The organism is Kribbella jejuensis (assembly GCF_006715085.1).
GTDB lineage: Bacteria > Actinomycetota > Actinomycetes > Propionibacteriales > Kribbellaceae > Kribbella > Kribbella jejuensis.
This window is the reverse complement of record NZ_VFMM01000004.1, coordinates 659220-684298: the sequence shown is the minus strand read 5'-3', so window position 1 is coordinate 684298 and position 25079 is coordinate 659220. Positions and strand designations below refer to the sequence as shown.

The window sequence follows — 25079 nt, the reverse complement described above, 5'->3', positions numbered from 1 at the left end:
GCCCATGACCGCGACCGTGGACGCTGATGTGACGACCCGGGCGGACCAGCTCAGCCCGGTGCGGTTTCACCAAGTGGGTAAGGCGTTCGGCAGCGGCCGCAAGGCGGTGGTCGCGCTCGACGGCGTCGACCTCGAGGTGCGGGCCGGTGAGTTCGTCTGCCTGCTCGGCGCGTCCGGGTGCGGCAAGACGACCCTGCTCAACCTGGTCGCGGGTCTGGACCGGCCGACCACCGGGCGGATCGAGCTGCACTCGTCCCGCCCGGCGGTCGTCTTCCAGGAGGCCGCGCTGATGCCGTGGCTGACGGCGGCCGGCAACGTCGAGCTTCCGCTGCGGATGGCCGGCGTACCGAAGGCGCAGCGCCGCGCGAAGGCGGCCGAGCTGCTCGAACTCGTACGGCTCAAAGGGCTTGGGGACAAGCGGCCGCACGAGCTGTCCGGTGGCATGAGGCAACGAGTTGCTCTTGCCCGGGCGCTGGCGTCGACGGCCGACAGCACGGACAGTGCCGACGCGGGGAAGCCGTCGTTGTTGTTGATGGACGAGCCGTTCTCGGCGCTCGATGCGATCACGCGAGACGTCCTGCAGGGCGAGCTGCTGCGGATCTGGCGGGCGACCGGTACGGCGATCCTGTTCGTCACGCACGACGTCCGCGAGGCCGTCCGGCTCGGGCAACGCGTCGTACTGCTGTCGTCCCGGCCCGGTCGCGTCGTGCGCGAGTGGGACGTCGAGGAGTCCGGAGATGCGGTGGCGGAGATCAACACCGCGCTGCGAAAGGTGATCAGCAGCCATGCCGCAGCTTGACGTCCATCGGAACGAGCACGAAGTAGACGCGGTCGAGGCCGGACTCGATGCCCTCGACACCCCGGTCCAGGCGGTCGAGGGTTCACGGCTCCGGCGGATCGCGGCGCGGGTGCTCCCGCCGATCGGCGCAGTCGTCCTGTTCGTCGCGATCTGGCAAGCCTTGTGGGCGGCCGCGTTCTGGCCCGAGTACAAGCTGCCCGCGCCCGCGGCGGTGTGGAGCCAGATCTGGCAACTCGTGGCCAGTGGCGACATCCTCGGGCTGTTCTGGGTGTCGGTGCACCGGGCCGTGATCGGGTTCGCGTTCTCGCTGCTGATCGCTGTCCCGCTCGGGCTCGCGATCGCGAATCTGCCGGTGGTACGACGGGGTATCGGGCCGATCGTCTCCGGACTGCAGAGCCTGCCCTCGGTGGCGTGGGTACCGGCCGCGATCCTGTGGTTCGGGATCAACGACCGCGCGATCTACTGGGTGGTGCTGCTCGGCGCGGTGCCGTCGATCGCGAACGGGCTGGTGTCCGGGCTCGACCAGGTGCCACCGATCCTGCCGCGGGTCGGCAAGGCCCTCGGTGCCGGCCGCTGGGGCGGGATCCGGTACATCCTGCTGCCGGCCGCGTTGCCCGGTTTCCTCGGCGGACTCAAGCAGGGCTGGGCGTTCTCGTGGCGGTCGCTGATGGCGGCCGAGCTGATCGCGACCTCACCGGAACTCGGTGAAGGCCTCGGGCAGTTCCTGCACAACGGCATGTCGCTGTCGGACATCTCGATGGTGTTCGCCGGCATCGTGCTGATCTTCGTGGTCGGCGTCGGCATCGAGCTGCTCGTCTTCCGCCCGCTCGAGAACAGCGTGCTCCGCGCGCGGGGACTCACCTCCTCCGCACACTGAGGCAGGCAGCGCCGTACTGTTGGAACGTGGTCCGATTCCTGCCGTTCCTGATCAGCCTGGTCCTGACTGTGTACGCGCTGTTCTCGTGCATCCAGACACCCGACGAGGACGTACCGCATCTGCCGAAGCTGCTGTGGATCGTCCTGATCGTGTTCGTCCCGTTCGCCGGGCCGATCGTCTGGCTGCTGATGTCCCGTGCCCAGGGCAACCCGCAGGCAGCCGTGGTACGGCGACCCGCGGCGCCCTCGACCGCGCGGCCGACGGCGCCCGACGACGATCCCGACTTCCTCAAGTCGCTGGACCGCTACCGGGACCCGCGGACGACGATCAAGCCGCCCGAACCCAAGGACAAGCCCAAGGCCAAGGACCCGGACGAGCCGGAGGACGGCGAGACCGACGCAGGCGCAGCGGACGATAAGGCCTGATTTCTCAGGCCTTACGTCGACGGCGAGCAGCTAGGCGGACTTGCGGTGCTCGGGCAGCACCGGGTTGTCGCGCTCGGACTCCGTGGTGCCGCCCCAGACCCCGTACGGCTCACCGACCGACAGCGCGTGCTGCCGGCATTCGGGCTGGACCGGGCAGGTGCCGCACAGCGACTTGGCCACCATCTCGCGAGCGCGTTTCCGAACGCCACGCTCCGATTCGGGTGAGAAGAAGAGCTCCGGGTTGACGTCCCGGCATGCGGCTTGCGACTGCCAGTCCCACAGATCCATGAGCGGGCGGGGCAGGCGAGGCATCCCTCTCGACATGGCAACCTCCTTGACTCACCGTAAGCGCGGACGGGCGCTCGGTGAAAACTATGCTCATCTCTTACGTAGTTCAACCCTTGTTGTCTCGAAGTTCGGGCCATTCGTTATCGCAGACGACCGTTGCGGCCCGTGATCGGCGGTTTTCAGGCGGAAAGCGTGTTCACGTCATCAATGCGTGTGACATAGATCACTTTATGGTGCAAAAGCGTCTGCACGTGCAGATGCCCAGGCGGCGTTTGAAGCCCTTGCTCAAGGCCCCGATCAGGGCTCGTAGCGGTAGTACTCGTGGGCGCCGTGGGCGGTGTTCCGCTCGCCGGTCAAGGCCCTGATGACGGTCGCATGGGTGATCGCGAGGACCGGTCCGTCGGTGCTCGCGGTGTGCCGGGCGAGCGCGGCGAGGGCGCGCTCACGGACCCGGGACAGGGGTTCCCACGGCCGTTGGATGCCGTCCGGCCACTCACCGTCGTACGCGTCGAACTCGGCCTGTGCGGCCCGGACGTCGGCGACCCCGCGCCACAGGCCGTTGTGGTCCGGCGACCAGTCGCGCAGGTCGTGGTCGACCTTGACACCGAGCGCGAGCCGGTGGCCGATGATCGCGGCGCTGTGCAGGGCGCGGGTGAACGGCGAGCTGACCAGGTACGTCGCGCGGATCCCGCCGAGCAGGTCCGCGAGTTCCTCGGCCTGCTTCATGCCGACGGCGGTGAGTGGGGCGGAGTCGGCCGCCGGACCCGGCAGACCGCGGGAGTCGATCGGCTCGTAGTCCGGCTCGCCGTGCCGGATCAGGTAGATCTGGATCACGGGCATCGGCCTTGCTCGACATGGATCTGGATCACGGGCAGGTTCTACCTCAGATGTCGTGCCCCTGCCCATCCACGCGGGTGGCTGGGCGGCGGCGTGAGCGGATCGTCGACGGTGCTCGCGGACCGGATCTGGTGCAGTTCCTCGAACAGGTTGCCCGGAGCCCTCGGTGCGTCGATCCAGCGGATCTCGGTCGCCCCCTGGTGTCCGTGGACGGCCAGGATGGACTCGACGTTCGGCCAGACGGCCGTCGCCGGATTGTCACCGCGCCAGCGCAGGGCCACCGAACCGTCGGTGAACTCACACCCTTCCGCCACCACGCCTGTCCCCGAAACACCACTGGGATCCCGGTACCGAACCAACTCGAAGGTCCGCGGCCTCACCACCTGTCAGCAACTCCCCGATGTCTCGATCCGTCTTGCAGCAGTCAACGCTGTGTTGCACTCAACGACCCCGGACACCGATGGTTACTGGTCCGCGGTTCTGGGTGATGGGTGCTATGGTCTTTCCCGTGAAGCGTTGCTATTGGCGATTTTTTGAGTGGCCGGCCTTGGTGCCGGGCGACTTAGCCGATCGCTGACGCCCACCTGTTGACCTAGACAGACACCAGAGCCGGCACGAAGGCAAGGACACCGTCCTTGCCTTTTCTCGTATCCACAGCCGGCTGACTGCGCTGCATCGCGAGCGGACCGGCGGAAAGGTCCCCCAGCAATGAACACCCTCCCGAAATCGAGCGAACAGAGTCGCGTCGTCGACCGGCGCATCGAGAAGACCGTCCCGTTGGTCACCCCGCTCGCGCTGCACGACGAGTACCCGCTCAGCGACGAGCTCGCCCGGACCGTCGCGACCGGCCGGCAGGCGGTGGCCGACGTACTGAACGGCGCCGACGACCGGTTGATGGTTGTCGTCGGCCCGTGTTCGGTGCACGACGCCGACGCCGCCCTCGAGTACGCGCAACGCCTCGCCCCGGTCGCCGAACGCCTCTCCGACGGCCTGCTGGTCGTGATGCGCGTGTACTTCGAGAAGCCGCGTTCCACGCTCGGCTGGAAGGGCCTGATCAACGACCCGGGCCTGGACGGTTCCGGTGACGTTAACCGCGGCCTGCGGATCGCGCGCCAGCTGCTCGTCCAGGTCACCGAGCTCGGGCTGCCGGTCGGCTGCGAGTTCCTCGACCCGATCACCCCGCAGTACATTGCCGACACGGTCGGCTGGGGTGCGATCGGTGCCCGGACCGTCGAGAGCCAGGTGCACCGGCAATTGTCGTCCGGCCTGTCGATGCCGATCGGGATGAAGAACCGTCCCGACGGCTCGATCGCCACCGCGGTCGACGCGATCAAGGCCGCCGCCGTACCGCACGTCTTCACCGGTATCGACCACGACGGCGCGCCGGCCATCCTGCACACCCGGGGCAACCCGGACTGCCATCTCGTACTGCGCGGCTCGGACAGCGGGCCGAACTACGACGCGGAGTCGGTCGCCGGCGCGGTAGAGCTGCTCCACAAGGGCGGCCTGCCCGAGCGGGTCGTCGTCGACGCGAGCCATGGCAACAGCCGCAAGGACCACAAGCGGCAGCCGATCGTCGCGGCCGAGATCGGTGCGCAGATCGCGGCCGGCAACCACGCAATCGTCGGCGTCATGCTGGAGTCGTTCCTCCAGGAGGGCCGCCAGGACCTCGACCCGACCCGGGAGCTGACCTACGGCCAGTCGATCACCGACGCCTGCCTGGGCTGGGACACGACAGTCTCGGTCCTGGAGCAGTTGCGCGACGCGGCGCTCGCCCGCCGCGCCCAGAGCTAGTCCGCGGACGTCCCGCCCGCTATTGCTGTTCACCTGGCCGTTCAGCGGCGCCCAAGAGGTTTTCCTCCTCGGTTCGGTGGCGGGCGGGGCAGCGGTCTCGCTGCTCGTCGGCTCTCCGGCCATCTGGAAACCGGTAGACCAACCGGCACCGGCTGAGCGTCAGGCCGACACCAGTGCGTCGGCGTGGGCCCGGGTGGCGTCGATGAGGCGTGCGTTCGCCTCGTCGCTGCCCTCGGTCCGCGCCCGCGCCTCGTCCTCGGTACGGCCGTGCCGAACATGCCGGGCGGTCAGCCGCTGCCGTCGTACGGCCGGATCCAGCTCGAGAAACCAGCACTCGTCGAGCAGCGTACGGATCGTTGCCCAGGGCCCCTGATCGAGCAACAGGTAGTTGCCCTCGGTCACCACCAGCCGGGTCTCGTCGGGTACCGCCAAGCCGGCCGCGATCGGTTCCTCCAGGTCCCGGTCGAACCGCGGCGCCCAGATCGTCCGCCCGGACGGATTCCGCAGCCGCCGCAGCAAAGCGGCGTACCCGTCGACGTCGAAGGTCTCCGGCGCGCCCTTGACCGGCACCAGCCCGAGCTCCGCCAGCGCGGTCTGCGCGAGGTGGAACCCGTCCATCGGCACCAGCGCCGCCGGATAACCCATCGCCGTCAGGTCGCGGACCAGTTGTTCGGCGTACGTCGACTTGCCGGCACCGGGCGACCCGGCGATACCGAGGATCGACCGCCGCGCCCGCTGCAGCACTGCGACGGCGCGCGACAGAGCGGCGGCCCCGTCGTACCGAGGGATGGTGCGCACCGTCACCCGGACACCTCGGCCACGGTCGGCGGCACGGCCCGGCAGCCGCAGCTCTCGCGATGCTCGATCTCGGCCGGCAGCCGCTCGATCCGGCGGGGCGCGAACGGATCCGCCAGCCGCCGCACCAGGAGCTGGACCGCTCGGGCACCCATCGCGTGGAACGGCTGCGCCGCCGCGGTGAGGGCGGGGGACATCGCACTCGCCCACTCGAAGTCGTCGAACGTCACCAGCGCGACGTCCTCGGGGATCCGCCGATGGGTCTCCTTGAGCGCGAGCAGCGCTCCGATCGTCATCGCGTTGTTCGCACCGAAGATCGCCGTCGGCGGGTCCGGCCGGTGCAGCAGCGAGATCACCCCGGCACGGCCGCCGGTCACGGTCGAGTGCGCATCGACGATCAGCCCTGGGTCGACGGCGATCCCGGCCGCCTCGTGCGCGCGCCGGTAGCCGCGCCGCCGCTCGTCCGTGGTGGACAGACCGGCCAGGCCTGCCAGCATGCCGATCCGGCGATGGCCGATCTCGATCAGATGCTCGACCAGCGCGGCGGCCACCGACTCGTTCTCGGTCCCGACCTGGTCGGCACGGACATCGCTCATCCGGTCGACGAGGACGAACGGGGTGTTGTGCTTGCGCAACACCGGCAACGTTGTCTCGGTCCACCCCGGTGTCGGCGCGATGATCACCGCTTCGACGTTGTGCGCGAGCAACGTGGCGACGGCCTTGGCCTCGAGTTGGGTGTCGTCGTGGGTGTCGCAGAGCAGCAGCGCGAAGCCGGCCCGGCTCGCCTCCGACTCGACGCCGGCGATCAGGTCACCGAAGTACGGATTCGACGCGCCGGTGATCGCCAGCCCGAGCGCGCGGCCCGACCGCTTCGGCACCATCGGCGCCGGTGGCGCGTAGTCGAGCGCCTCGAGCGCGTGCCGGACCCGCTCCCTGGTGTCCGGAGCGACGTACCGGGTGCCGTTCAGGACATGGGAGACAGTGCTGATCGACACCTCCGCCAGCTTGGCCACGTCGACCAGCCGAGCTCCTCGACGTGGGCCGGCCATGGGGGAATCGTCGCTGTTGGGAAACAACTCCGCAATCTTTTGCGCAAATTATTCCGTGCTCATCTGAGCGGTTCTAGCTTGGCTGCACCGCTCGGCCGGAATCGGTCGCGCAAACAGCTCGCAGACAGACCAGAAAGCAGGAGGTGCTCTGATGAGGTTCACCGGATTCCGGCGGTCGACCACTGCCGTGGCCGCGCTCGTGTGCGCCGGCGCGGTGGTGCTCAGCGCCTGTACGACGACCAAGAAGTCGGGTCCAGGGTCGGACTCGGGCGGCAGCTCCGGGCCGGTCAAGATCGGGCTCGTGACCAAGACCGAGACCAACCCGTACTTCGTCAAGCTGCGCGAGTCGGCGAAGGCCGCGGCCCAGGCCAAGGGCGGCACGCTGATCGCGCTGGCCGGCAAGTTCGACGGTGACAACGAAGGTCAGGTCACCGCGATCGAGAACCTGGTCCAGCAGGGCGTCAAGGGCATCCTGATCACGCCGAGCAACTCGGCCGGAGTACTCGGTGCGATCAAACAGGCGCAGGACAAGGGCGTCGTGGTGATCGCGCTGGACACCCAGACCACGCCCGCGGACGCAGTCGCGGCGACGTACGCGACCAACAACGAGAACGCCGGCAAGTTGATCGGCCAGTACGTCAAGGCCCGGCTCGGCAGCACGAAGCCGCAGTTGGTGATGATGGACCTGGACCCGAGTGCCAGCGTCGGCATCCAGCGGCACAACGGGTTCCTCGAGGGGATGGGCCTGCCGCTGAACACGCCCGACATCATCGGCACCGCGCTCACCCAGGGCGACCAGACCAAGGCCCAGGCCGCGATGGAGAACCTGCTGCAGCGGGTCGGCAACCAGGTCAACGCGGTGTACAACATCAACGAGCCGGCTGCCCGGGGTGCGTACCAGGCGCTGAAGGAGAAGGGCCTGGCCGGCAAGGTGCTGGTCGGCGCGATCGACGGTGGCTGCCAAGGCGTGCAGGACGTGAAGAACGGCATTTTCGTCGGCACCGTGATGCAGTTCCCGAAGAAGATGGCCGAGGACGGCGTGAACGCGGTCTTCGACTACGCCCAGACCGGCAAGAAGCCGTCCGGTTTCATCGACACCGGCGCCACCCTGATCACCGACAAGCCCGTCGCGGGAATGGCGTCCAAGGACACCACCTGGGGCGCGCAGAACTGCTGGGGGTGACATAGATGTCCACGGCAACGACCACCGTTCACACCGGTAGCCGCGGCGACGCCGTCCGGGCGCTGTTCGCCCGTAACCCGGTGCTCGGCCCGACCGCCGCACTGCTTGTCGCGATCATCTTCTTCTCGCTCGCGACGAGCACGTTCGCGAGCATCGACAACTTCTCGTTCATCGTCCAGCAGTCGATTGTGGTCGGTACCCTGGCGCTCGGCCAGACCCTGGTGATCCTGACCAGCGGCATCGACCTGGCCAACGCCGCGATCGCCGTCTTCGGCACGCTGCTGATGACCCGGCTCGTCACCGGGCACCTGCCCAGCGCGCTCGCCCTGGTCGTCTCGATCGTGGCGTGCGCCGTGGTGGCGACGCTGTCCGGCCTCCTGGTGAGCCGGATCAAGCTGCCGCCGTTCATCGTGACGCTGGGCATGCTCGCGGTGATGACGGCGGTCACCAACCTGTACAGCAAAGGGACGACCTGGCCGGTGCCCGACGGCCTGCTGACCTGGCTCGGTACGTCGCTGTACCTGTTCGGCCGGGTCCAGTTCACGATGGGCATGGTGCTCGCCGCGGTGCTGTTCGCGGTGACGTGGTTCGTGCTGGCGAAGACCGGGTGGGGCCGGCACGTGTACGCCGTCGGCAACGAGCCGGAGGCGGCCCGGCTGACCGGTATCCACATCGACCGCACCCTGGTCAGCGTGTATGCCGTGGCCGGCATTATCTACGGGTTCGCGGCGTGGATGGCGCTCGGCCGGACGCCGACCGCCGACCCGAACGCGTACCAGACCGGCAACCTGGACAGCATCACCGCGGTGGTGATCGGCGGCACCAGCCTGTTCGGTGGCCGCGGCGGTGTCGTCGGCACGATCGTCGGTGCGCTGATCGTCGCCGTACTGCGCAGTGGCCTGACCCAGATGGGGATCGACTCGAACTACCAGAACCTGGCCACCGGCGTGCTGGTGATCGCCGCCGTGGCGTTCGACCAGGCGACGCGGAGGAGGAGTTCATGACCACCGACACCACCGAAACCGCTGTACGGACGGCGATGCTGAGCGCTCGCGGACTGGTCAAACGCTACGGCCATGTCACGGCGATCAACGGGGCCGACTTCGACCTGTACCCGGGCGAGGTGCTGGCGATCGTCGGCGACAACGGCGCCGGCAAGTCCAGCCTGATCAAGGCGCTCACCGGTGCGCTGCAACCCGATGCCGGCCGGATCGAACTCGACGGCAAGCCGGTGCAGTTCCACTCGCCGCTGGACGCACGCCGCAGCGGCATCGAGACGGTGTACCAGACGCTGGCGGTGGCGCCCGCGCTCGACATCACGACCAACCTGTTCCTCGGCCGGGAGATTCGGCGCGAGGGACTGCTCGGCAAGCTGCGGATGCTGGACCGCAAGGCGATGCGGATCGAGGCGCGCAACCAGCTCGACGCTCTGGGCATCGCGACGATCCAGGACATCACGCAGCCGGTCGAGAGCCTGTCGGGTGGTCAGCGACAGGCGGTCGCGGTGGCGCGGGCGGCGATGTTCGGCAGCAAGGTGGTGATCATGGACGAACCCACCGCGGCCCTGGGCGTACGCGAGACCGCGCACGTACTCGAGCTGATCAAGCGGATCAGCAACCGCGGCCTCCCGGTCGTCCTGATCTCCCACGACATGCCGGCCGTCTTCGAGGTCTCCGACCGAGTCCACGTCCACCGCCTCGGCAAACGAGTAGGCGTAGTCGACCCGAAGAAGGTCTCCATGAGCGACGTAGTCTCCTTCATCACCGGCGCCGAGACGATTCCGGAGGAGGCGATGGCCGGCTGATCAGCGGGCGATGGGGGCTGTGCGGGCGTTCGTTACGGTGATCAGGTCGGTGGGGGAGAGGCCGATGTCGAGGCCGCGGCGGCCGCCTGACACGTAGACGGTTGGGTGGTCGGTCGCGGTGCTGTCGATGACGGTCGGGAGGGCGCGTTTCTGGCCGATCGGGCTGATGCCGCCGACGACGTACCCGGTCGTGCGTTCGGCGGCGGCCGGGTCGGCCATCACCGCCTTCTTCCCGCCGGCCGCGGCTGCGATCGCCTTCAGGTCGAGCTGCTTGTCGACCGGTACGACGCCTACGGTGAGCTTGCCGTCCACCTCGACGAGCAACGTCTTGAACACCTGCTCCGGCGCGAGCCCCAGCAGCTCCGCCGCCTCCAGCCCGTACGACTTCGCCGCCGGGTCGTGCTCGTACGCGTGCGTCGTGAACTCAACCTTCGCCTTAGCCAACGCGACCGTAGCCGGAGTCCCCTGCGTTTGCTTCGCCTTCGCCACGGGGTGAGTTTAGTTGGGCGGACCTGCACCACTCAGTAACCGTTCGCCGCGACGGCGTAGCACGCTCAGCCGGCCGTCGCGGGGGCGTCATCGGCGGTGTTGGTGAGTGGTGCACGTCCGCTGATCCGGACACAGCAGTGGCCCGGGCTCGGCGCGAGCTCGGCGTGGAGCGCGACGTCGAGCCCGGTCAGCAGGCCCGTGACCAGATGCAGGTTCATCCCGCAGACCAGCTGCGGATGCTCCTTCGCCAGCCGCCGGAACGGACAGTTCCCCAACGCGATCCCATCACCCTCCGCCCGAGGCTCGAACCCATGCGCCTCCAGCACTCGCACCAACAGCTCACGCCCACCAGCCCGCTGCCGCGCGGCAGCCCCCATCCCACCAGCTCCGCGGGCGGCGTCTGTCTTAGCGGGTCCGCGGGTGGCGTCCGTCTGATTGGGCCTGTCGGCGGTCTGCTTTTCGGCGGGGGCGGCGGTCGTGGCTGTCTCGGTGGGGGCGGCGGTGGGGGTTGGGGTGGGTTTGGCCTTTGTTAGGGCGATGTGGGCGAGGGTTTGGCCGTATTCGGTGGCTCGGTGGTTTATCGCTTCTCGGGGGGTGAGGGGGCCGGTTTCGGCGTCCTGGATGGCGGCGGCGAGGAGGTGGCCGGCGACGGCGTACTGGCGTTCGGGGAGGGTGATTTCGATCTCGCGGTCGGAGCGGTGGTACAGCTTCGCGGGCCGGCCCGCACCCGGGCCGGTGCGTCCGGTCCGGCGTTCGTAGCACGTGTCCAGCAGACCCTCGTCGGTCAATCGGTCCAGGTGGAACGCCGCCGTGGTCCGTGGGATGCCGAGCGCGGCGGCGGCGTCGTCCCGGCTGACCGGCTCGGCGCGGCCCGCGACGTACTCGTAGAGCCGGCGTCGCGTCGGCTCCTCCAGTACCGCCACGGCCTGAAGCGAGGCGTCCCAGGAACTGTCCACGGGATGATTCTATCGACAACTTCGGTTGGTGAAACAGTATGATGTCAGTTCGTTGAGACCTCAGGGAGTAGCGCATGGCGATCTCGGCCGACCTCGAGTCCGTCCCTCTTCATATCGTCGCCCGCCGCGAGCAGATCGACCTGCCGGCGGCGCAGCGGGCCGTCGCGGACCTGTTGACCGCCCTCGGGCGGGACCCGCAGAGCGCCCACCTCGCGGACACGCCGCGCCGGGTCGCGAACGCGTACGCGGAGATGCTCACCCCGCGGGAGTTCGAGCTGACCACGTTCCCGAACGACGAGGGGTACGACGAACTCGTCCTGGCCAAGGACATCCCGGTGCAGTCGCTGTGCGAGCACCACCTGCTGCCGTTCCAGGGCGTCGCGCACGTCGGGTACCTGCCCGGCGACCGGATCCTCGGGCTGTCGAAGCTGGCCCGCGTGGTGGAACTGTTCGCGCGCGACTTCCAGGTGCAGGAGCGGCTGACCAAGCAGGTCGCGGACTGGCTGCAGGATCACCTGGAGCCGAAGGGCGTCGGCGTCGTGATCGAGGCCGAGCACCAGTGCATGTCGTTGCGCGGGGTACGGGCGACCGGCTCGAAGACCGTCACGTCGGCGCTGCACGGAACGCTGCGCAACAACCCCAGTTCCCGCGCCGAGTTCTTCGCGCTGACCGGCCTCACCCCGTAAGGGCAGCCAGTCGCGAAGTACGTACGCCTCAGGCCGAGGCGACGACCGTCGGGTGGTGGGTACGCCGGCCGGTGGCGAGGATGTGCGTGAGCTCGCCGGGCAGGAGGTCGGTACCGGGAACGGGCTCCATCTCGGAGACGTCGAGCCAGCGGACGACGGTGGCGCCGCGGTGGCCGTGGACGGCGAGAATGGAGTCCAGGTCCGGCCAGACGGCCGTGGAGGGGTTGGCACCGTGCCAGCGCAGCGCGACCGAGCCGTCGGTGAAGACGCAGCCTTCGGCGACGACGCCGGTCCCGGAAACCCCGCTGATATCGGTGTAGCGAACGAGTTCGAACGTCTGGGGTTTCACCGGCGGTACCCCATGAGGCGTGAAAGAGCTGCCATGATCCTTTCCCCGTAGTAGTGGCGTGAGTGAACCTTCGCCACAAACCGGGGACGTGTACCGAATGTCAGCGGGGAAGAACGGTCCGTAGCGACACATCTTCTGTTCTCAAGCTAGAACCAATCTGCCCGAACGCGCCAGACCCTAATCCGCGTGTCTCGATCCGCGACACGTGATCGAATACCTCAGGTGTTCCTGACGCTTGGTACCGATTTGTCCGGAGTAGGCGCTCCTGCGAGTGATTTCGGGTTTCTGTTGCACAAGAACCCGGCGCGACCGCAGGCGATCGACGTCACCGGTGGATCGGCCCATGTGTTTTATCCGGAGGCCACGGACGAGCGGTGTACGGCGGCCGTGATGCTCGAGATCGACCCGATCGGGCTGGTCAAGGCCGGGCGCGGCAAGGCCACCGAGGGGTTCACGCTCGGGCAGTACGTGAACGACCGCCCGTACGCCGCCTCGAGCCTGCTCGCGGTCGCGCTCGGCAAGCTCTTCCGTACCGCGATGAACGGCCGCTGCGACGCCCGCCCGGAGCTCGCCGCGCGGGCGATCCCGCTCGACGTGCACGTACCGGCGCTGCCGTGTAGCGGCGGTACCGATCTCGCACAGCGGCTGTTCGGGCCGCTCGGGTGGACCGTCGACGCGCGCCCGGTGCCGCTCGATCCGGAACTTCCGGCGTGGGGCGATTCGCGGTACGTCGACCTGCGGCTGAGCGGCGTACTGCGGTTGGCGGACGCACTCAAACACTTGTACGTGATGCTCCCGGTGCTCGACGATGCCAAGCACTACTGGGTCGGCTCCGACGAGGTCGACAAGCTCGTTCGCGCGGGCGAGGGCTGGCTCGCGGCGCACCCGGACAAGGACCTGATCTCGCGGCGTTACCTCGCGCACCGCCGCTACCTGACCGACGCCGCCCTGGAGCGGCTGGTCGAGGTCGACGGCCTCGCGCTCCCGGAGGAGCCGTCCGAAGAAGAGGGCATCGCGCGCCCGCAGGAAGGTTCGGTGTCGCTCGCGGTCGAGCGTCGTACGACGGTGGCCGGCGTACTGCGGGAACTCGGCGCGCGGCGGATCGCCGACATCGGCTGCGGCGAGGGCGCACTGGTGGCGGAACTGCTCAAGGACCCTATGATCGGCGAACTGATCGCGACCGACGTCTCGGCCCGCGCCCTGATCTCCGCCAAGCGCCGCCTGCACTACGACGACCTCCCGGACCGCCAACGCGACCGGCTGTCCTTCCTCCAATCCTCAGTGACGTACGCCGACGACCGCCTGGCCGGCCTCGACGCCGTCGTCCTGATGGAGGTCATCGAACACGTAGACCCACCCCGCCTCCCCGCCCTCGCGCACTCGATCTTCCACGTCGCCCGGCCAACCGCGGTCGTGATGACCACCCCGAACAGCGAGTACAACGTCCGCTTCCCAACCCTCCCGGCAGGCATCTACCGCCACCCCGACCACCGCTTCGAGTGGACCCGCTCAGAGTTCGGCACCTGGTGTCAGCAGACCGCCAACCGGTACGGCTACCAGGTGGAGTTCCGCCCGGTGGGTTCCGACGACCCAACCGTCGGCCCACCAACCCAACTAGCCATCTTCACCCGCCCCGCGGTGGAGCCGCGCGACGTGAACCCAGGCGAGGTGGCGCGCTGATGACCGAACTGCAGATCCCGAAGCTATGTCTGGTTGTGCTCGTGGGTGCGAGTGGATCCGGGAAGTCGACGTTTGCGCGGAAGCATTTCCGGGCGACCGAGGTGATCTCGAGTGACTTCTGCCGCGGGTTGGTGTCGGACGACGAGAACGATCAGGCTGCGACCAAGGACGCCTTCGAGGTGCTCAACTTCATCGCAGGCAAGCGCCTCGCCGCCGGGCGGCTGACGGTCGTCGACGCGACCAACGTGCAACCCGAAGCCCGCAAGGAGCTCGTCAACCTGGCGCGTGAGTACGACGTACTCCCGGTCGCGATCGTCCTCGATCCACCCGAGCGCGTCTGTGTCGAACGGAACGAGCACCGCGCCGATCGCCAGTTCGGCAGCAAGGTGATCGTCCGTCAACGCTCCCAACTGAAGCGCGGCCTGCGCAGCCTCAAACGCGAAGGCTTCCGGACCGTTCACGTCCTCACCACCGTCGACGAGCTCGATGCCGTCAGCATCGAACGGACCCGGCTCTACAACGACCTGACCGACCGGACGGGCCCGTTCGACATCATCGGTGACGTGCACGGCTGCCGCACCGAACTCGAGCGCCTGCTCACCGACCTCGGTTACACCCTGACCCGCGACGCCGCCGGCCGCCCGATCGACGCCGCGCATCCGGATCGTCGCGCGGTGTTCGTCGGCGACCTGGTCGACCGCGGCCCGGACAGCCCCGGCGTACTCCGCCTCGTCATGGGAATGGTTGCGCAAGGCAACGCGTACTGCGTACCCGGCAACCACGAGGACAAGCTGCTCCGCGCCCTCCGTGGCAAGAACGTCAAGATCAGCCACGGCCTCGAGACCACCCTCGAACAACTCGCCGCCGAACCGGCGGACTTCCGCGACCAGGTCGCCACGTTCATCGACGGCCTGATCTCGCACTATGTCTTCGACGGCGGCAACCTGGTCGTCTCGCACGCGGGCCTGGTCGAGCGGATGCACGGCCGTACGTCGGCACGCGTCCGTTCGTTCTGCCTGTACGGCGAGACGACCGGCGAGACCGACGAGTTCGGGCTGCCGGTGCGCTACCCGTGGGCGAACGACTACCGCGGCCGTGCGACCGTCGTCTACGGCCACACGCCGACGCCCGAACCGGAGTGGATCAACAACACGATCTGCCTCGACACCGGTTGCGTGTTCGGCGGATCCCTGACCGCGCTGCGCTACCCGGAGCGCGAGCTGGTCTCGGTACCGGCTGCCAGGGAGTACTACGCGCCCGCCAAACCGTTGCATGCGGCAACGGCGCCGAGCCGCGAACCCGACGTACTCGAGCTGACCGACGTGACGGGCCGGCGCGTGATCGAGACCGCGACGCACGGACGGCTGAGCGTCCGCGCCGAACAGGCCGGTGCGGCGCTGGAGGTGATGAGCCGGTTCGCGATCGACCCGCGGTTCCTGCTGTACCTGCCGCCGACGATGAGCCCGGTCGCGACGTCGCCGGAGCCGGGGCTGTTGGAGCACCCGCGCCAGGCGTTCGAGACGTACCGCGCGCAGGGCGTGACCGAGTTGGTGTGCGAGGAGAAGCACATGGGTTCGCGGGCCGTCGTACTGCTGACCCGCGACGACGACGTGGCGGAGAAGCGGTTCGGCCTGGCCGGACGGGGTGCGATCCACACGCGCACCGGACGCTCGTTCTTCGACGCGGACCTGACCGGCGAGCTGCTGCTGCGGCTGCGTGGCGTTGCCGAGCGAGCCGGGTTGTTCGCGGAGCTCGACACCCCATGGATCCTGTTCGACGCCGAGCTGCTGCCGTGGAGCGCGAAGGCGGAAGACCTGCTGCGGAACCAGTACGCCGCCGTGGGTGCGGCCGCTCGTACTTCGTTGCCCGTTGCAACTGCTGCGCTCCGCGCCGCGCTCGAGACCGGGTTGGACGTCGGCGACCTGCTCGCGTCGACGCAGCGGCGTACCGCGAACGCGGAACGGTTCACGCAGGCGTACCGGCGGTACTGCTGGCCGACCGACGGGCTCGACGGTGTGCGGCTGGCGCCGTTCCAGGTACTCGCGTCGGAAGGGGCGACGTACGAGGAGCAGCCGCACGCCTGGCACCTCGGGATCGCGGACCGGATGGTTGCCGAGGGCCCGGAGCTGATCACGCCGACGCGCCGGCTGTCCGTCGACGCGGACACCTGGGACGCCGGGATCGCGTGGTGGGAGGAGCTGACCGGGGCCGGGGGAGAGGGCATGGTCGTGAAGCCGGCCGCGAACCTCACCCGGACGGCGAAGGGTCTCGCCCAGCCGGGGTTGAAGGTCCGCGGGCGGGAGTACCTGCGGCTCATCTACGGGCCGGACTACACCGAGCCCGCGAACTTCACCCGCCTCCGCGACCGCAACCTCGGCCACAAACGATCCCTCGCACTCCGCGAGTACGCCCTCGGCCTGGAATCGCTCTCCCGGGCCGCCCGCGGTGAGCCGCTGTGGCGCATCCACGAGTGCGTGTTCGCCGTCCTCGCCCTCGAATCCGAACCGGTCGACCCGCGCCTCTGACGACCGCCGACGCCAGGTCGACGTTGGTTTCCGGCGTGTAAACGTCTTCCGTGAGGGCTTGGCAAGGTGTGACATTGCACTTAAGGTCTGTGCAATGTCACACGGTACAGAGGTTGAGGTGCAGCTGACCGGTGGGCTGCTGGGCGGTTGGCAGCGGCGGAACCGGGTGGCGACGATCCCGCATGCAATCGCGGAACTGCGCAAGGCCGGCAACCTGGAGAATCTCCGGCGGCTGAACGACCCGTCCGTCGGGGCGTACCGCGGGCGGTACCCGTTCCTGGACACCGATCTGTACAAGACGCTCGAGGGGCTCGCGTACGAGGTGGGCCGCGAGGATCCGCCGGCGGGAGCGCGGGAGTTCTACGACGAGGTCGTCGAGTTGCTGGCGGAGGCGCAGGCGGAGGACGGCTACCTGAACTCGTACTTCCAGGACCCGGACCAGCCGAAGCAGCCGTGGTCGGACCTGGGCTGGGGACACGAGCTGTACAACCTCGGCCACCTGATCCAGGCAGCAGTTGCGGCGCACCGGCAGTTGTCCGACAGCAGGTTGCTGACCATCGCCCGGCGGTTCGCGGATCTCGTCGTCCGGAAGTACGGCGTGCACGGCGAAGAGGTGGTCGACGGTCATCCCGAGGTGGAGATGGCGCTGGTCGAGCTTTATCGAGAAACCGGCGAGGCGGACTACCTGACCCAGGCGCGGTTGTTCGTGGACCGTCGCGGGCAGGGGAAGCTGAAGCACACAATCTTCCCGGGTGAGTACTTCCAGGACCACGTCCCGTTCCGGGAGCTGCCGTCGGTCACCGGGCACGCCGTACGGATGGCGTACCTCGCGGCAGGCGCGGCCGACGTACACCTGGAGACCGGCGACCCGACGCTGCTCGCGGCGCTGGAGCGGCTGTGGGACGACATGGTCGCGACCAAGCTGTACCTCACCGGTGGGCTGGGCAGCCGGCACTCCGACGAGGCGATCGGCGACCGGTACGAGCTGCCGTCCGAGCGCGCGTACGCCGAAACGTGCGCGGCGATCGCGACGATGCAGTGGGCCTGGCGGATGTTCCGCGCGACGGGAGCGGCGAAGTACCTCGACGTGTACGAGACGGTGCTCTACAACGCTTACGCTGTTGGGCTTTCGGCCGACGGTACGGCGTTCTTCTACGACAACCCGTTGCAGCGGCGACCGGACCACGAGCAACGTTCCGGCGCCGAGGACGGTGGCGAGCTCCTTCGCCGCGCCTGGTTCGGCTGCCCGTGCTGCCCGCCCAACATCATCCGCTGGATGTCCGAACTCCAGGACCACGTAGCAGCCGTCCGCGACAACACCCTCCACATCGGCATCTACACCAACGCCCACATCACCACCGAAGACCTGTCCCTGACCGTCGCCACGAACTACCCCTGGGACGGCGAGATCACCCTCACCGTCGAGCACGCACCACTCGACGAACGCACGATCGCGCTTCGCATCCCAGGCTGGTCGAACGGAGCCACCCTCGCCGAACCAGAGGACGCGCCATCCGCGGCCGAACCGCTTGCAGCGCAGCCGGAGGAAGATGGGTGGGTTCGAGTTCGTCGGACATTCGTGCCCGGCGACACGATCCGCTTGACGTTGCCCATGGCACCTAGAGCGCGCGGGACGCATCCGTACGTCGACGCGACCAGGGGTGCGATTGCCGTCGCACGAGGCCCCATCGTCTATTGCATCGAGCAACAAGACGTCGATGCGCCGGTCGACGACCTCCTCCTGTCGCCGGCAGCCGTCGCCAACGCGAGGCCGCGCAAAGAAGAAGACCACGTAGTACTCGACCTCACCGCCGGCGTGGCCCCACCACCGGCGAGGGACCTCTACCCGGTGATGACCGAAACGCCCAAGGACACCGTCTCCCGGCACGTCCAGGCGACGTTCGTGCCGTACTTCCTGTGGGGAAACCGTCAGCCCCTGGCCATGCGTGTGTGGCTGCGAACCGAAAGAGAAGACTGATGAAGAGAACCTCCAAACTGGTCGGGTTGGTGGCAACCGCCGCCCTCGCCCTCACCGCCTGTGGTGGCGGCGGCACCTCCGGCACCAAGGGTGAAGCCGCCGGCCCCGGCGCGAAGGCCGTCAAGGGCGGGACCCTGCAGGTGCTGGCGAACGCGGCGTTCTCGCACCTCGACCCGGCGCGCGGGTTCGACGGCGGCGTGAACAACTTCTACCGGCTGATCTACCGCACGCTGACCACCCAAGGCGCCGCGCCGGGCGCAGACGGTACGAAGATCGTCCCGGACCTCGCGACGGACGTCGGCAAGCCGTCGGACGGCGGCAAGACGTGGACGTTCACGTTGAAGGACGGCCTGTTCTTCGAGACCGGTGCGCCGATCACCAGCGCGGACGTGAAGTGGGGCGTCGAGCGCGCCTGGGACCCGGAGATCGGGATCGGCTCGCCGTACGCGAAGCAGCTGATCGAGGCGCCCGCGTCGTACCAGGGCCCGTACAAGTCAGGCGATCTGCCAACCATCCAGACCCCCGACGCGAAGACGATCGTGTTCCACCTGAAGAAGCCGTTCGCGGACTTCGGCAGCGTGGTCGCGCAGAACACCTTCACGCCGGTACCGAAGGGCCAGGGCGCGGGGAACACCCTGGACAGCAAGCCGGTCGCGTCCGGCCCGTACAAGCTGGCCGACTACAAGCCCGGCGCGTCGCTCAAGCTGGTCCGCAACGACAAGTGGGACAAGAAGACCGACGACGTCCGGACCGCCAACCCGGACGTGTTCCAGTGGACGTTCGGCCTCGACCCGGCGACGATCGACGAGCGGATGATCGCCGGCCAGGGCACCGACGCGGACGCGATCGCCGGTACCGTCCAGGCCGCGAGTGTGGCCCGGATCCAGTCGCCGCAGCTCAAGCAGCGCACGATGACCGGCATCAACGGCTGTACGACGTACATGGGCCTGAACACCACCAAGAAGCCGCTGGACAACGTCAAGGTCCGGCAGGCGATCAACCTCGCGGTCAACAAGCAGACGGTCCGCGACGCGGACGGCGGTTCGGCGCTCGCCGAGATCGGTACGACGATCCAGCCGCCGACGATCGCCGGCCGGGTGGACTACGACCCGTACCCGAGCCCGGACCACAAGGGTGACGTCGACGGGGCCCGCAAGCTGCTCACCGAGGCCGGTTTCGCCAATGGCTTCACGATGACGCTCGACACCCGCGCGCAACCGAAGATGCAGGCGATGGCGGTCGCGATCCAGCAGGCCCTGGAGCCACTGAAGATCACGGTCAAGATCAACACGATCGACACCGCGACGTACTACGAGGTGATCGGTACGACGTCGCAGCAGCACGACGCCGCGATCACCGGGTGGTGCCCGGACTGGCCGTCCGGTGCGACCTTCCTGCCGCCGCTGTTCGACGGCCGCAACATCACCCCGAAGGGCAACACCAACCTGTCGCAGCTGAACGACCCGGGCGTGAACGCGAAGATCGACGAGATCTCCAAGCTCACCGATGTGAACGCCGCGAACAAGGCGTACGGCGAACTGGACAAGCAGATCATGGAGCTCGCGCCGGTCGTCCCGCTGCTCTACGAGAAGGTCCTGATGCTTGTCGGCAGCAACATTGGTGGCGCCTACCTGCACGACGGGTTCTCCGGCGGCATCGACCTGGTGTCGGTGGGCCTGAAGGACGCGAGCAAGTGACCACGAGCCCGACGCTCGCCGAGATCGAGGAGGTGGGACCGGCGGCTCCGGCCGCCGGTCCGCCGGCCTCGGGCAGGCGGCTGCTCAGCACGATCACGCGGGACAAGGGCGCGCTGGCCTGCCTGGCGTTCCTCGGGATCGTGGTGCTGATGGCGGTCGCCGCACCGCTGATCACCAAGCTCAGCGGCTGGGGGCCGTACCAGTTCGACTCGGCCGCGATCAACTCCGACCTCGGCGGCGTACCGCACGGTGCGCTCGGCGGGATCAGTGGCTCGCACTGGTTCGGTGTCGAGCCGCAGAACGGCCGGGACCTGTTCGCGCGGATCGTGTACGGCGCGCGCGTGTCGATCACGATCTCGTTGTCGGCGACCCTGTTGACCGGGATCCTCGGCGTCGTGCTCGGGATGCTGGCCGGGTTCTACCGTGGCTGGGTCGACCAGGTGATCTCCCGGCTGATGGACTTCCTGATGGCGTTCCCCGCGCTGATCTTCATGATCGCGATCCTGTCGTCGCTGCCGTCCGGCAACCGGCCGGTGCTGCTGGTCGTGGTGATCAGCGCCTTCGGCTGGCCGTACCTGGCCCGGGTGATCCGCGGCCAGACGATGACGCTGGCGAACCGCGAGTTCGTCGAGGCCGCGCGGGCGTCCGGGGCGAAGGACAGCCAGGTGGTGTTCCGCGAGATCCTGCCGAACCTGCGCGGCTCGATCGTGGTGATGACCACGCTCGCGATCCCCGGCTACATCGGCACCGAGGCGGGCCTGTCGTTCCTCGGCGTCGGCGTCTCGCCGCCGACCGCGTCCTGGGGCCAGATGATCTCGAGTTCGGTGAGCTGGTACTCGGTGGACCCGATGTTCTTCGCGATCCCGGGCGCGTTCCTGTTCCTGACCGTGCTCTCGCTGACCGTACTCGGCGACAAGATCCGCACGCTCATCGACCAAGGGGAGGCCGCCGCATGACCCGGTACATCATCGGCCGGCTCGGCGGGGTCGTCCTGATCCTGGCCGCCGTCTGCCTGTTCACGTACCTGATCTTCTTCGAGCTGTCACCGGATCCGGCCGTGATGATCTGTGGCAAGACCTGTACGCCGGAGCGGATCGACTCGATCCGGAACGTACTCGGGCTGAACCAGCCGATCCTGACACAGTTCTGGGAGTTCGTCAGCGGGATCTTCGCCGGCCGCGACTACGGGTCGGTGCACTGCTCGGCACCGTGTCTCGGGTACAGCTTCCAGACCAACGAGGCGGTGTGGAGCATGATCACCGCGCGGCTGCCGGTCAGCATCACGGTCGCGGTCGGTGCCGCCGTCCTGTGGTTGCTCGCCGGTGTGATCGGCGGTCTGATCAGCGCGGTCAAGCAAGGCACGTGGTGGGACCGCTCCGCGATGGCGCTCGCGCTCGGCGGGGTCAGCGTGCCGAACTACGTGCTCGCACTGGTGCTGCAGTACGTACTGGTCGTGAAGCTGCAGGTCCTGCCGTTCCCGTCCGCGGTGTCGTTCGGTGACAATCCTGTTGTCTGGTTCGAGTCGTACCTGATGCCGTGGGTCGTGCTCGCCGTCGGGTACGCCTGTCTGTACGCGCGGTTGACCCGGAGCAATGTCATCGACACGCTCTCGGAGAACTACTACCGGACCGCGCGGGCGAAGGGTCTGAGCAGCTCGCTGATCATGCGCCGGCACGCGCTCCGCCCGGCGCTGACACCGATCACGACGATCTTCGGGATGGACTTCGCCGGCCTGCTCGGCGGTGCGCTGATCACCGAGACCGTCTTCGGGCTGAACGGGATCGGCAAGATGGCCGCCGACTCGATCGCCAAGAACGATCAACCGGTGATCATGGCGGTGACGCTGCTGGCTGCGTTCTTCGTTGTCATCGGCAACGTTGTCGTGGACCTGCTCTACACCGCCCTGGATCCGCGGGTACGGGTGGTGTCGGCATGAGCGAGGAATTGTTTGTTGTCGACGATCTGACAGTCACTTTGCCGACCAGCCGCGGCCCGGTCGACGTGGTGAAGAACGTGTCGTTCACGGTCGGCCGGGACGAGACCGTCGGCATCGTCGGCGAGTCCGGATCGGGCAAGTCGATGACGGCCCTCGCCGTGCTCGGCCTGTTGCCGCGCGGCGCCCGGACCTCGGGGAGCGTCAAACTCGACGGCAAGGAACTGCTCGGCCGCTCGGACCGGGACCTCAGATCCGTCCGGGGCAATGCCATCTCGATGGTGTTCCAGGATCCGCTGTCGTCGCTGAACCCCTACTACACCGTGGGTCTGCAGATCTCTGAGATGTACCGGGCCCATCGCGGCGGTTCGCGGCAGGCGGCCCGCAAGGTCGCGATCGAGGCTCTGGAACGAGTGGGAATCCCGGACCCCGGACGCCGTGTCGACCACTACCCGCACCAGTTCTCCGGTGGCCAGCGGCAACGGGTGATGATCGCGATGGCGTTGTGCTGTTCGCCGTCGATGCTGATCGCGGACGAGCCGACGACCGCGCTCGACGTGACGGTACAGGCCCAGATTCTGGAGTTGCTCGCCGAGCTGCAGTCGACGACCGGAACCGGGATGATCTTCATCACCCACGACCTGGCGGTGATCAGCTCGATCGCGCAACGAGTCCTGGTGATGCAGTCGGGTGATCCGGTGGAGTACGGCACGGCGGAGCAGGTGTTCTCGGAGCCTCGGCACGAGTACACCCGGATGCTGCTGGACGCCGTACCCAGAATCGACGACGAGGTAGCGTCATGACTTTGCTGGAAGTACGCGGCGTGACGAAAGAGTTCGTCACGCGGGGCGAAGGGGCGCGGGCCCGGAAGACCACGTTCACCGCGGTGGACGACGTGAGCTTCGAGGTCGAGCTCGGCGAGACGCTGGCGATCGTGGGCGAGTCCGGCAGCGGGAAGTCGACCACCGCGCGGATCGCGGCCCGGTTGCTCGAACCCACCACGGGCACGGTCGCCTTCGACGGCCAGGACGTGACCCGGGCCACGGGCAAGGATCTCTCGTCGTTCCGCAACAACGTGCAGGTCGTGTTCCAGGACCCGTTCTCGTCACTGAACCCGCGCTACACCGTCGAGCGGATCATCACCGCCCCGCTCAGCTACCAGGGCATCACGCCCAAGGCCGGGCGGACGGCGTTCGCGCAGGAGCTGATGGAGCGGGTCGGGCTGAACCCGGACCACTGCCGGCGATACCCGGCACAGTTCTCCGGCGGACAGGCGCAGCGGATCGGGATCGCCCGGGCGCTCGCGGTCAACCCGAAGCTGGTGATCTGCGACGAGGCGGTGTCGGCGCTGGACGTCTCGATCCAGGCGCAGGTGCTGGAGTTGCTGATGCGGCTGCAGCGGGAGAGCGGGTTCAGCTACATCTTCATCGCGCACGACCTGGCCGTGGTGCGGCAGATCTCGCAGCGGGTCGCGGTGATGAACCGGGGCAGAATCGTGGAGCTGGGGTCGTGCGACCAGGTGTTCGGTGCGCCCGAGCACGACTACACGAAGACGTTGTTGGCGGCGGTACCCCGGATCAATCCGGAATGGGACGCGAGACGCAGGCAGAAGGCGGCGAGATGATCAGCTACACGATTCCGGGAATGCACGTACGGGATCACACTGTCGACGTTCCCTTGAACTGGGAAGAGCCAGGGGAGTCGATCAGCCTGTTTGCGCGGGAGTTGGTGGATCCCACTAAGCAGGACGAGGAGCTGCCCGTCTTGCTGTTCTTGCAGGGCGGACCGGGCGGGAAGGGGCCCAGGCCGGTCAGCGCCGACGGGTGGATCGGACGGGCGTTGAAGACGTATCGGGTTGTGCTGATGGATCAGCGCGGCACCGGACGCAGTACGCCGGTAAGTGGCCGGCGGATGGCGTCGATGACGGCCGAGGAAGGCGCGGCGTACCTCGCCTGCTTCCGGGCGGACTCGATCGTCGCCGACGCCGAGCACCTGCGGAAGACCGTCTTCGGCGGCAAGCGCTGGTCCACGCTCGGCCAGAGCTATGGCGGGTTCCTCACGCTCACCTACCTGTCGCAGGCGCCCGAAGGTCTGAGCGCCTGTTACGTGACCGGTGGTCTCGCCTCGATCGATCCGTCCGCCGCCGAGGTGTACCGGCGGACCTATCCGCGGGTCGCCGCGAAGAACCGCGAGTTCTACCGGCGGTACCCGCACAATGTCGAGCGCGTCAGCCGGATCGCGGACCGGCTCGCGACGGACGACGTACGGCTGCCGGACGGCGACCGGTTGACGGTACGGCGGTTCCAGTCGCTCGGCATCGACTTCGGGATGAAGCCCGGGTACGAGCGGATCCACTGGCTCATCGACGAGGCGTTCGACGGCGACGAGCTCTCGGACACCTTCCTGGGCCAGGTCCATGCCCAGTCGTCGTACCTCGGGAATCCGTTGTTCGCGGCACTCCAGGAGAGCATCTACGGCTCCGGCGAGGGCGCGACCGGCTGGGCGGCCGAGACGGAGCGGGCGCGGCACCCGGAGTTCGCCGAGGACGCCCGGCCGCTGCTGTTCACCGGCGAGATGATGTACCCCTGGATGTTCGAAGAGATCCGCGGGCTGCGGCCGTTCCAGGGCGCCGTCGAGCTGCTCGCGCAACGCCCGAGCTGGCCGGCCTTGTACGACGTCGAGAAGCTCGCCGCGAACGACGTACCGGTGGCCGCCGCGGTCTATTTCGACGACATGTACGTCGACTCCGGGCTGCAACTGGACACCGCGAGCCGGGTCGGGAACGTGCAGGCGTGGGTGACCAACGAGTACGAGCACGACGGGATCGGCGCGGACCGGGTGTTCGAGCGGCTGACGGAGCTGGTCGCATCGATCGGGGGTGGCGTCCGGGATCGCTGACCGGTGTGTTTCACAATAGGCCACCAGGGAGGTGAAG

General features: G+C 68.2%; 25 protein-coding genes. 17 read left to right on the top strand and 8 right to left on the bottom strand.

What is annotated here, in order from left to right:
• Positions 1–4: 4 nt before the first annotated feature.
• The 3 genes from FB475_RS35965 to FB475_RS35955 are packed head-to-tail and all read left to right on the top strand — an operon-like array spanning position 5 to position 2101.
• The gene (locus tag FB475_RS35965) at positions 5–799 is read left to right on the top strand and encodes an ABC transporter ATP-binding protein (protein ID WP_141862878.1); all 795 of its coding nucleotides are present in this window, start codon (positions 5–7) and stop codon (positions 797–799) included.
• Positions 786–1676 carry an ABC transporter permease gene (locus FB475_RS35960; protein WP_141862876.1) on the top strand — a complete coding sequence of 297 codons (891 nt, stop codon included), beginning with the start codon at positions 786–788 and terminating at the stop codon, positions 1674–1676. Before FB475_RS35965 ends, FB475_RS35960 begins: the two co-directional genes overlap by 14 nt.
• A 26-nt stretch (positions 1677–1702) precedes the next feature.
• Positions 1703–2101, top strand: coding sequence for a PLD nuclease N-terminal domain-containing protein (locus FB475_RS35955; RefSeq protein ID WP_141862874.1), 399 nt, complete (start codon positions 1703–1705; stop codon positions 2099–2101).
• 30 nt (positions 2102–2131) lie between these two features.
• On the opposite strand, the gene FB475_RS35950 is transcribed toward FB475_RS35955, so the two are convergent.
• From FB475_RS35950 to FB475_RS35940, 3 genes are all read right to left on the bottom strand, one after another.
• Entirely contained in the window at positions 2132–2425 is a 294-nt protein-coding gene (locus FB475_RS35950; protein WP_141862871.1) for a WhiB family transcriptional regulator, read from the bottom strand.
• 261 nt (positions 2426–2686) lie between these two features.
• The gene (locus FB475_RS35945; RefSeq protein WP_238332652.1) at positions 2687–3229 is read right to left on the bottom strand and encodes a histidine phosphatase family protein; all 543 of its coding nucleotides are present in this window, start codon (positions 3227–3229) and stop codon (positions 2687–2689) included.
• A gap of 38 nt (positions 3230–3267) precedes the next feature.
• Positions 3268–3540: a hypothetical protein gene (locus tag FB475_RS35940; protein WP_238332651.1), complete on the bottom strand. Its 273-nt coding sequence runs from the start codon at positions 3538–3540 to the stop codon at positions 3268–3270.
• 394 nt (positions 3541–3934) lie between these two features.
• On the opposite strand from FB475_RS35940, the gene FB475_RS35935 reads away from it, so the two are divergent.
• Positions 3935–5020, top strand: coding sequence for a 3-deoxy-7-phosphoheptulonate synthase (locus FB475_RS35935; RefSeq protein ID WP_141862869.1), 1086 nt, complete (start codon positions 3935–3937; stop codon positions 5018–5020).
• 159 nt (positions 5021–5179) lie between these two features.
• Here the strand turns inward: FB475_RS35935 and FB475_RS35930 are convergent, their stop codons facing one another.
• Together FB475_RS35930 and FB475_RS35925 are read right to left on the bottom strand one after the other, a co-directional pair.
• Positions 5180–5824, bottom strand: a complete 645-nt coding sequence (locus tag FB475_RS35930) for a nucleoside/nucleotide kinase family protein (RefSeq protein ID WP_238332650.1) — start codon at positions 5822–5824, stop codon at positions 5180–5182.
• The gene (locus tag FB475_RS35925; protein ID WP_141862867.1) at positions 5821–6864 is read right to left on the bottom strand and encodes a LacI family DNA-binding transcriptional regulator; all 1044 of its coding nucleotides are present in this window, start codon (positions 6862–6864) and stop codon (positions 5821–5823) included. The genes FB475_RS35930 and FB475_RS35925 overlap by 4 nt, the downstream gene beginning before the upstream one ends.
• Before the next feature lie 151 nt (positions 6865–7015).
• On the opposite strand from FB475_RS35925, the gene FB475_RS35920 reads away from it, so the two are divergent.
• From FB475_RS35920 to FB475_RS35910, 3 genes are read left to right on the top strand one after another with little or no spacing between them, the layout of a single operon-like run.
• On the top strand, positions 7016–8047 hold the full coding sequence (locus tag FB475_RS35920; RefSeq protein ID WP_141862865.1) for a substrate-binding domain-containing protein: 1032 nt from the start codon (positions 7016–7018) through the stop codon (positions 8045–8047).
• A gap of 5 nt (positions 8048–8052) precedes the next feature.
• Positions 8053–9051 (top strand): ABC transporter permease, encoded by a 999-nt coding sequence (locus tag FB475_RS35915; RefSeq protein WP_141862863.1) that lies wholly within the window; start codon positions 8053–8055, stop codon positions 9049–9051.
• Positions 9048–9851, top strand: a complete 804-nt coding sequence (locus tag FB475_RS35910) for an ATP-binding cassette domain-containing protein (protein ID WP_202878698.1) — start codon at positions 9048–9050, stop codon at positions 9849–9851. The genes FB475_RS35915 and FB475_RS35910 overlap by 4 nt, the downstream gene beginning before the upstream one ends.
• Here the strand turns inward: FB475_RS35910 and ybaK are convergent, their stop codons facing one another.
• Both ybaK and FB475_RS37995 read right to left on the bottom strand, forming a co-directional pair.
• Positions 9852–10340: a Cys-tRNA(Pro) deacylase gene (ybaK, locus tag FB475_RS35905; RefSeq protein ID WP_141862861.1), complete on the bottom strand. Its 489-nt coding sequence runs from the start codon at positions 10338–10340 to the stop codon at positions 9852–9854.
• Positions 10341–10405: 65 nt separating this feature from the next.
• Positions 10406–11296 (bottom strand): helix-turn-helix transcriptional regulator, encoded by an 891-nt coding sequence (locus FB475_RS37995; RefSeq protein WP_141862859.1) that lies wholly within the window; start codon positions 11294–11296, stop codon positions 10406–10408.
• A gap of 74 nt (positions 11297–11370) precedes the next feature.
• Here FB475_RS37995 and folE point away from each other — a divergent pair, with 74 nt between their 5' ends.
• Positions 11371–11982, top strand: a complete 612-nt coding sequence (gene folE, locus FB475_RS35895; protein ID WP_141862857.1) for a GTP cyclohydrolase I FolE — start codon at positions 11371–11373, stop codon at positions 11980–11982.
• A gap of 28 nt (positions 11983–12010) precedes the next feature.
• Here the strand turns inward: folE and FB475_RS35890 are convergent, their stop codons facing one another.
• Positions 12011–12331, bottom strand: coding sequence for a hypothetical protein (locus FB475_RS35890; protein WP_141862855.1), 321 nt, complete (start codon positions 12329–12331; stop codon positions 12011–12013).
• Between the two features lie 222 nt (positions 12332–12553).
• Here FB475_RS35890 and FB475_RS35885 point away from each other — a divergent pair, with 222 nt between their 5' ends.
• The 9 genes from FB475_RS35885 (at position 12554) to FB475_RS35845 (ending at position 25042) form a co-directional block, all read left to right on the top strand.
• Positions 12554–14011 carry a 3' terminal RNA ribose 2'-O-methyltransferase Hen1 gene (locus FB475_RS35885; RefSeq protein WP_141862853.1) on the top strand — a complete coding sequence of 486 codons (1458 nt, stop codon included), beginning with the start codon at positions 12554–12556 and terminating at the stop codon, positions 14009–14011.
• Positions 14011–16536, top strand: a complete 2526-nt coding sequence (locus tag FB475_RS35880) for a polynucleotide kinase-phosphatase (protein ID WP_141862851.1) — start codon at positions 14011–14013, stop codon at positions 16534–16536. The genes FB475_RS35885 and FB475_RS35880 overlap by 1 nt, the downstream gene beginning before the upstream one ends.
• A 94-nt stretch (positions 16537–16630) precedes the next feature.
• On the top strand, positions 16631–18514 hold the full coding sequence (locus tag FB475_RS35875; protein WP_141862849.1) for a glycoside hydrolase family 127 protein: 1884 nt from the start codon (positions 16631–16633) through the stop codon (positions 18512–18514).
• On the top strand, positions 18514–20211 hold the full coding sequence (locus FB475_RS35870) for an ABC transporter substrate-binding protein (protein ID WP_141862847.1): 1698 nt from the start codon (positions 18514–18516) through the stop codon (positions 20209–20211). Before FB475_RS35875 ends, FB475_RS35870 begins: the two co-directional genes overlap by 1 nt.
• Positions 20208–21167, top strand: coding sequence for an ABC transporter permease (locus FB475_RS35865; RefSeq protein ID WP_185759587.1), 960 nt, complete (start codon positions 20208–20210; stop codon positions 21165–21167). The genes FB475_RS35870 and FB475_RS35865 overlap by 4 nt, the downstream gene beginning before the upstream one ends.
• Positions 21164–22147, top strand: a complete 984-nt coding sequence (locus FB475_RS35860) for an ABC transporter permease (protein ID WP_141862845.1) — start codon at positions 21164–21166, stop codon at positions 22145–22147. The genes FB475_RS35865 and FB475_RS35860 overlap by 4 nt, the downstream gene beginning before the upstream one ends.
• Positions 22144–22947 (top strand): ABC transporter ATP-binding protein, encoded by an 804-nt coding sequence (locus FB475_RS35855; RefSeq protein WP_141862843.1) that lies wholly within the window; start codon positions 22144–22146, stop codon positions 22945–22947. The genes FB475_RS35860 and FB475_RS35855 overlap by 4 nt, the downstream gene beginning before the upstream one ends.
• Complete coding sequence (locus tag FB475_RS35850; protein ID WP_141862841.1) at positions 22944–23768, top strand: ATP-binding cassette domain-containing protein; 825 nt, start codon at positions 22944–22946, stop codon at positions 23766–23768. Before FB475_RS35855 ends, FB475_RS35850 begins: the two co-directional genes overlap by 4 nt.
• Positions 23732–25042: an alpha/beta fold hydrolase gene (locus FB475_RS35845; protein WP_238332649.1), complete on the top strand. Its 1311-nt coding sequence runs from the start codon at positions 23732–23734 to the stop codon at positions 25040–25042. Before FB475_RS35850 ends, FB475_RS35845 begins: the two co-directional genes overlap by 37 nt.
• Positions 25043–25079: the final 37 nt, after the last annotated feature.